The 6222-nt window shown below is 69.6% G+C and carries 9 protein-coding genes; 5 read left to right on the forward strand and 4 right to left on the reverse strand.

What is annotated here, in order from left to right:
- Position 1 precedes the first annotated feature (1 nt).
- Complete coding sequence (gene efp / locus VF139_00790; protein ID HEX6849913.1) at positions 2–556, forward strand: elongation factor P; 555 nt, start codon at positions 2–4, stop codon at positions 554–556.
- 4 nt (positions 557–560) lie between these two features.
- Here the strand turns inward: efp and VF139_00795 are convergent, their stop codons facing one another.
- The 4 genes from VF139_00795 to VF139_00810 all read right to left on the reverse strand — a co-directional run bounded on the left by VF139_00795 (position 561) and on the right by VF139_00810 (position 2781).
- Positions 561–752, reverse strand: a complete 192-nt coding sequence (locus VF139_00795; protein HEX6849914.1) for a hypothetical protein — start codon at positions 750–752, stop codon at positions 561–563.
- A gap of 61 nt (positions 753–813) precedes the next feature.
- Positions 814–1653, reverse strand: a complete 840-nt coding sequence (locus VF139_00800) for a metallophosphoesterase (GenBank protein HEX6849915.1) — start codon at positions 1651–1653, stop codon at positions 814–816.
- A gap of 40 nt (positions 1654–1693) precedes the next feature.
- Positions 1694–2032, reverse strand: a complete 339-nt coding sequence (locus VF139_00805) for a hypothetical protein (protein ID HEX6849916.1) — start codon at positions 2030–2032, stop codon at positions 1694–1696.
- 62 nt (positions 2033–2094) lie between these two features.
- Positions 2095–2781, reverse strand: coding sequence for a metal-dependent hydrolase (locus VF139_00810; protein HEX6849917.1), 687 nt, complete (start codon positions 2779–2781; stop codon positions 2095–2097).
- 72 nt (positions 2782–2853) lie between these two features.
- Here VF139_00810 and VF139_00815 point away from each other — a divergent pair, with 72 nt between their 5' ends.
- The 4 genes from VF139_00815 to VF139_00830 are packed head-to-tail and all read left to right on the forward strand — an operon-like array spanning position 2854 to position 6190.
- Complete coding sequence (locus VF139_00815; GenBank protein ID HEX6849918.1) at positions 2854–3630, forward strand: cyclic nucleotide-binding domain-containing protein; 777 nt, start codon at positions 2854–2856, stop codon at positions 3628–3630.
- A 43-nt stretch (positions 3631–3673) separates the two neighbouring features.
- Positions 3674–5452, forward strand: a complete 1779-nt coding sequence (locus VF139_00820) for a hypothetical protein (GenBank protein HEX6849919.1) — start codon at positions 3674–3676, stop codon at positions 5450–5452.
- Between the two features lie 40 nt (positions 5453–5492).
- Positions 5493–5825, forward strand: a complete 333-nt coding sequence (locus VF139_00825) for a helix-turn-helix transcriptional regulator (protein ID HEX6849920.1) — start codon at positions 5493–5495, stop codon at positions 5823–5825.
- Positions 5822–6190, forward strand: coding sequence for a hypothetical protein (locus VF139_00830; protein ID HEX6849921.1), 369 nt, complete (start codon positions 5822–5824; stop codon positions 6188–6190). Before VF139_00825 ends, VF139_00830 begins: the two co-directional genes overlap by 4 nt.
- Positions 6191–6222: the final 32 nt, after the last annotated feature.

Genomic DNA, 6222 nt, shown 5'->3' on the forward strand with positions numbered 1-6222 from the left:
CATGAAGGCGAACGACATCCGCAACGGCCAGATCCTCCGCATCGAAGGGAAGCTCTTCCGCGTGCTCTCGTTCCAGCACCGCACCCCCGGGAACCTCCGCGCCTTCGTCCAAGCGAAGCTGCGCGACCTCAAGACGGGAGCCCAGAACGAGTTCCGGTTCAGCTCGACCGAGGAGCTCGAGCGCGTCTCCCTGGACACGCGCCAGATGCAGTACCTCTACCACGACGCCGCCGGCTACCACTTCATGGACAACGACACCTACGACCAGGTCGCCCTGGCGGACGACGTCGTCGGCGACGTGATGCCCTACGTGATCGCGGAGTCGGTCGTCGTGATGGAGTGGTTCGACGGCGCCCCGGTCGGTCTCGAGCTCCCCGCCGCGGTCGAGCTGAAGATCGTCGAGACCGCGCCGGGGATCAAGGGCGCGACCGCTTCGGCGCAGAAGAAGCCGGCCAAGCTCGAGACCGGGCTCGTCGTCCAGGTGCCCTCGTTCATCGAGGAAGGGGAGAAGATCCGAATCTCGACGGAGACGGGGGATTATCTCGGGAGGGCTTAGGCCTTCAGTGCCCGCCGCGATCCTCCGCCCCGCCCTGCGCGATCTTCGCCAGCGCGAGGAGCTGAGCCCACGGCAGCGCCAGCACCCCGGCCTGGTAGTCGATCACCTGGATCCGGAGACCCCGCTCGTCCCAGTGCAGGATGTACCCCTGCTCGAGATACGGGATCTTCCCCTCTTTCGGCCGGTCGAGGTCCATGGGCTCCCTCCGCGCGACGTGCTGCCCGCGAACTTAGGGCACGCGGCGTCGGGATGCACGCTCACGTGGTGCGAAGCACGAACTGCGTGACCTCCGGCCGCACGTTGAACCGAACCCGCCAGAGGTGGCCGAGCCCGCGGTTGATGTAGAGGCGACCGCCGCCGGCGAGGGCGAACTCCCCCGCCGTGTACCGCTTGTTCCGTACCGGGAGGACGGGAGGCGGGAGGAACGGCGGGCGGCACTGCCCGCCGTGGGTGTGCCCCGACAGGATCCATCCGTCGTACTTCTCGAAGATCGAAAGGTCGGCGGCATCCGGGTTGTGGCAGAGGACGATCCCGGGCCCCTCGCGCTCGAGCAACGGCGCCACGCGCTCGGGGGTGAGCCGCCCGGACCAGAAGTCGTCGATCCCCGTGAATCGCAGGCCGTGCAGTTCCGCCGCGTCGTTCCGGAGCACGAGCGCCCCCGAGGCGTCCAGGATCCGCTCGATCCGGTCGGCGACCTCCGGCTGGTTCCAGCCGAATCCGTAATCGTGGTTCCCGAGCACGGCCACGGTCGACAATCGCCCCCGCGGCATGGTCTCGAAGACCCGCCGCGCCTCCCGCAAGTCCTTCGCGTCGGTGTAGGTGATCGCGTCGCCGGTGAAGACGACGAAGTCGGGCTTCAGCGCCGCGGCATCGCGGAAGGCGTCGATCACGAACGTCGAGTCGACCTTCGGCCCGACGTGGACGTCGCTGATCTGGAGAAGGGTCGCGCCGTCGAGCGCCTTCGGGAGTCCGCGGATCGGGAGCGGCCGCACGACGCGCTCGACCCAGTGCGGCTCGATCCCCCAGCCGTAGCCGACGCACCCCGCGGCGGCGGCAAGGGAAGTCCGAACGAAGGTTCTCCTGGAGATCAGGCTCACGCGGGCTCCTTCCGGTCTGGATCGCAACCGGACGCACCCCTCAGTCGCAGTTCGGCACCCCGAGGAAACACGGAAGCTGGTCGATCACCACCCCGGCGTAGACGAAGGCGAGCGAGACGGACAGGGCGAGTCCGGCCCAGTGACCGAACGTGAGGGCCCGGAGATCGCGCGCCGACCGGAGGCGTCCCACGGCGGGCGCCGCCGAAAGCACGATCAGCAGCGAATGGACGGACATGAACGAGAAGAGCACGAGGGGAAACTCCTCGCGAAGCTCACGTCGATTCCACCACTCGAGGACGAAGAGCGGCACGACGAGGGCGGCGCTGATCGCGAGGGAAGTCGAGAAGGTACGCAGGACGCGAAGCACCGGCGGGTTCATGCTCCAGAGCGTACTGGGCGACCGTGTTCGCTTCGTGCAGGGACGGCGGATTATCGGTGCAGCTACGCGGCCGTATACCCGGCCCCGGGCTTCACCACGACCGCCTTCAGCCCCTTCGCCGCCACCTTCCGGACGAACTCGTTCGGGTCCGCCTTGATGTAGCCGAAGGTGTCGTAGTGCATCGGGATCACGACCCCCGCCTGCAGGAACTCCGCCGCCTTCACGGCGTCGTCGATCCCCATGGTGAAGTTGTCGCCGATGGGGAGGAGTGCGACGTCGATGGGGCCGTTCATCTCGGCGATGAGCTTCATGTCGAGGAACAGTCCGGTGTCGCCGGAGTGATAGAGGGTCTTCCCGCCCATCTTGAGGATGATCCCGGCGGGATTCCCCAGCGCCTCGCCGTCGGGACCGGTCGAGCCGTGGTGTGCGATCGTCAGCTTCACGCGGCCGAAGGGGAAGTTCGCCCCGCCACCGATGTGGAGCGGGTGCCCCTCGCACCCCCGCTTCTGGAACCACCCCGTGACCTCGAAGTTCGCGATCACGAGGGCTCCGGTGTGCTTGGCGATCTCGACGCCGTCGCCGATGTGGTCGCCGTGGCCGTGGCTGACGATCACCGCGTCGAGCTTCTTGAACGCGCTCGGCTTCACGTCGGCCAGCGGGTTTCCGGTCAGGAACGGGTCGATCACGACGCGGTGCGTCCCGTCCTCGATTTCCCAGCACGAATGCCCGTGGTAGTGGAGATTCAGCATCGCCCGCCCTCCTGGACACGCGCCGACAGGCTAGCGCGGCGGCGACTGGCACGCATCCTGTAGACTTCGCGCATGGGTTCCGCGCTCGACTCCCTCCCCGCGCTGCTCGCGAAGAAGGACTATGCGAGGGCGCTTCGCGTCCTCCAGGCCGAGATCGACGCGAAGCCGAAGAGTTTCCCCGTGCGGCGCCAATACGCGGAGGTCCTCGCCCTCGCCGGGCGGCGCCGCGACGCGATCGACGCCTACGAAGCGTTGTTCGAATCGAGCCTCGAGGAGGGGTATTTCCCCCGCGCCACCGCCATCCTCGCGCAGATCGCGAAGCTCGCCCCCGACCGCAAGACCGACGTGGAGGAGATGCGCGCCCGTGTCGCCGAGCGCGAGCGCAAGGCGACCCAATTCGCTTCCGCGATCCGCAAGCCCCCGTCGAGGACTTCGGCCGAGCCGCGGAAGGCGAAGTTCCGCGGCGTTCCCGAGAAGGCGATCCCCGAGATCTTCGAGCGGGCGACGATCGTGGAGTACGCCGCCGGCCAGGTCGTCTACGAGGAAGGGACCGAAGGCAACTCCCTGTTCCTGATCCAGGACGGCTCGGTCCGCAAGGACATGAAACGGGCCGAGGGCGACAGCGTCATGATCACGACGCTGATCGCGGGAGAGTTGTTCGGCGAGGCGGCCGTGCTGACCGGCAAGCCCCGGGCGGCGACGGTGACCGCGCGCGAGGCGTGCGTGCTCCTCGAGATGTCGCGCGCCGGGATGGAGGACGTGATGTCCCGCCATCCCGAGTTGAAGGAGGCGCTCGAGGCCCGCCTTCGCGAGAGCGCCGCGCGTGCCATGGCGGCGCTCAAGAAATAGGGACGGGCACCCGATGATCGGCCCACGCTCCAGGGGGGGCTCGATGCGCCGGACGCACATCCTCGCCTCGCTCGCCGTGGCCGTCTCCCTCACCGGCTGCCGCGCGATGTTCCGTTACCCCGCGCTCGAGCCCGACCTGCCCGTCGACGACGCGACGATCGCGACCGGGATCAACCTCGACCTCGTCGGAGAATCCGGGGCGAAGACGATCGTGTTCGAGGTGCATTGGGTCGAGGGATACCGCCCGACCGACTACGCGCTCGACGGGCTCCACGAAGCCCTGCGCCGCGTCGCGCCTGAGAAGTCCGTCACCATCGAAGTGGACCCGGCGCCCACGCCGAGGGCGGAGTGGGAGGCAACGGGGGACGATCCGGGTGCCGCCGACCTCTGGGTCGAGCGTCACGCGCGCGACGTCGAGCCCGGGGAGGGGACCTTCCGCATCCAGGTCCTCTACATCCCCGACGGACGGAAGTGGTTCGACTGGGGGTTCTTCGGCATGGCGGGTCGGGCCGCGGTCGAGCGAAAGGACGGCTCGTTCGTCGCGGCCCCGGTGATCTTCATGGCGACGGAGCCGATCGTGAAGGCCTCGATCCTCTGGCTCGCTCCGAAGCGATCCGAGCGGTCGACGCTCGTGCACGAGTTCGGGCATCTGCTGGGGATCACCCGGAACCCCCGGCACGTGAAGCGCGACGACGGCTTCCACTGCACCGAGCCGCAATGCGTGATGGGGGCGCCGACGGCGCGCAAGATCGCCTACAACCTCCCGCGCGGCCTGTTCACCGGAACGATCCCCACCTGGTACTGCGGGAAGTGCATGGGCGACCTGCAGGCGGCGCGCCGCTGGGCCGCCGCCGAGCGGGCCGCCGGACGCGATCCGTTGGCGGGAACCGCGCGGACCGAGCGCATCCAAACCACGCGCTACGCGGTCGCGGCCCTGGTCCGGCGCGGACGGGAGGACGAGGCCAAGGCACGCCTGGACGCGCTGCTCGCCGAGGTCCCTTATCACGAGGACTACTACGAGCTCGCGATCGCGCTCTGGAGCCACGGCTGGTACGCCCAGGCGCAACGGCTGTTCGAGGCGGTGGTGCGGGAGGCGCCGCCCGGTTCCCGCGGTGCCTCCGAGCAATACGTCCTCGAGCTGCTCCAGGCGCAGGGTCGCTACGAAGCGGCGATCGCGCGGAACACGGACGTCGCGTTCAGCCACGTTCGACAGGAGGCCCTCTCGGCACTCGGGCGGCACGAGGAGGCGATCGCCGCCGCGCGCGCCGCCGTCGCGGCGGAACACCCGAAGCACATCACGCCCTGGCTCGAGGCCTCCGTGGCCGAGGCGCTGAGCGACGCCGGTCGTTTCGACGAAGCGCTCGAGACCCTCCGCGGGACGTGGTCCGGCCGGGAGCCCACTCCGCGGGAGCGGCTGGCCGAAGGCGAGATGCTCCTCGACGCGGGTCGCCCGGACCAGGCGCGGGAGGCGTTCCGCGGCGTCCTCGACGCCGTCGGGGGATCGCCGGAGAAGTCGGGCTCGCCGTACGAAGTCCGGATTCCGGCCGCCCGGGCTCACGCCCATCTGGGGGACGAAGAGGCGGCCCGCGCGGCGCTGTGCGGCTCCCAGCGGCGCAAGCCGACGGGGTGGACGCGGACCGAGCTCGCCAGGGTTCTGGTCATCCTCGGCGACGAGGCGGGCGCGATGGAGGCCCTCCTCCAGGCGCGGACGGAAGGGGGCGTCACCCGCCTGAACCCCTGTGTCGACCGGGATCTCGAGGCGCTCCGGGACGACCCGCGGTTCGCGGAGCACTTCCCCTGCGCGCCCCGGGCCGAAGAATAGTTCTTTACAGCCCTCACGGGTTTGTTCTACTTTGTAGAACATGTCGCGTGGGGAGTACCTCGGAGAGTTCGAGCAGCTCGTGTTGCTCGCCCTCGTCCGCCTCGGGGAGGGGGCGTACGGGCTCTCCGTGCGCAGGGAGTTGGTCGACCGCGCGGGGCGGGAAGTCGCCATCGGCGCCGTTTACGCGACGCTCGACCGGCTGGAGCAGAAAGGGTTGGTCGCCTCGGCCCTCGGCGAGCCGACCTCGGAACGCGGGGGCCGCGCCAAGCGCCACTTCCGGCTGACCGGCGAGGGGTCGAAGGCGCTGAAGCGCTCCCAGACCGCGATGGCCCGGATGCTCGACGGCCTCCCCGCGAAGTGGAGGCCGGCGTGAGCCGGCGCGTGGCGATCGCCCTGCTCGAAGCGACTCTCCCGCGGGAGCTCGCGGAGCCCGTGATCGGCGACCTGGTCGAAGCGCACGCCCGTCAGCCGGTTCGATTCTGGATCGAGACGCTTCGCGCGCTGCGCCTGGTGGATCCGCGCGTTCCGGCCGCGGGACTCTCGGGGGCGCTTCTCGCCTGCGCCTTCACCGTCGTCGCCTTCCGCTGGAGCTGGGGGACCGTGTTGTCCCTCGTCCCGTTCCGCGCGGGACACGAGCCTCCGGCTTCCTGGATCGTTCCGTTCGTATTCGTGACGGCGGGCCTCGCCGTCGCGGGCGCCGTCGTCGGCGCCCGTCTCGCCAAGGGGAGTTCCCGATGAAGATCCTGCTCTACCTCGTCGCCGGCGTCGTC

Source organism: Candidatus Polarisedimenticolaceae bacterium (assembly GCA_036376135.1).
In the GTDB taxonomy this organism is placed as follows: Bacteria; Acidobacteriota; Polarisedimenticolia; order Polarisedimenticolales; family DASRJG01; genus DASVAW01.

What these genes read in the sequence shown, in the direction of transcription:
- efp (HEX6849913.1), top strand. Translation starts at nt 2, where the DNA reads ATGAAGGCGAACGACATCCGCAACGGCCAGATCCTCCGCATCGAAGGG.
- VF139_00795 (HEX6849914.1), bottom strand. Translation starts at nt 752, where the DNA reads ATGGACCTCGACCGGCCGAAAGAGGGGAAGATCCCGTATCTCGAGCAG.
- VF139_00805 (HEX6849916.1), bottom strand. Translation starts at nt 2,032, where the DNA reads ATGAACCCGCCGGTGCTTCGCGTCCTGCGTACCTTCTCGACTTCCCTC.
- VF139_00810 (HEX6849917.1), bottom strand. Translation starts at nt 2,781, where the DNA reads ATGCTGAATCTCCACTACCACGGGCATTCGTGCTGGGAAATCGAGGAC.
- VF139_00815 (HEX6849918.1), top strand. Translation starts at nt 2,854, where the DNA reads ATGGGTTCCGCGCTCGACTCCCTCCCCGCGCTGCTCGCGAAGAAGGAC.
- VF139_00820 (HEX6849919.1), top strand. Translation starts at nt 3,674, where the DNA reads ATGCGCCGGACGCACATCCTCGCCTCGCTCGCCGTGGCCGTCTCCCTC.
- VF139_00825 (HEX6849920.1), top strand. Translation starts at nt 5,493, where the DNA reads ATGTCGCGTGGGGAGTACCTCGGAGAGTTCGAGCAGCTCGTGTTGCTC.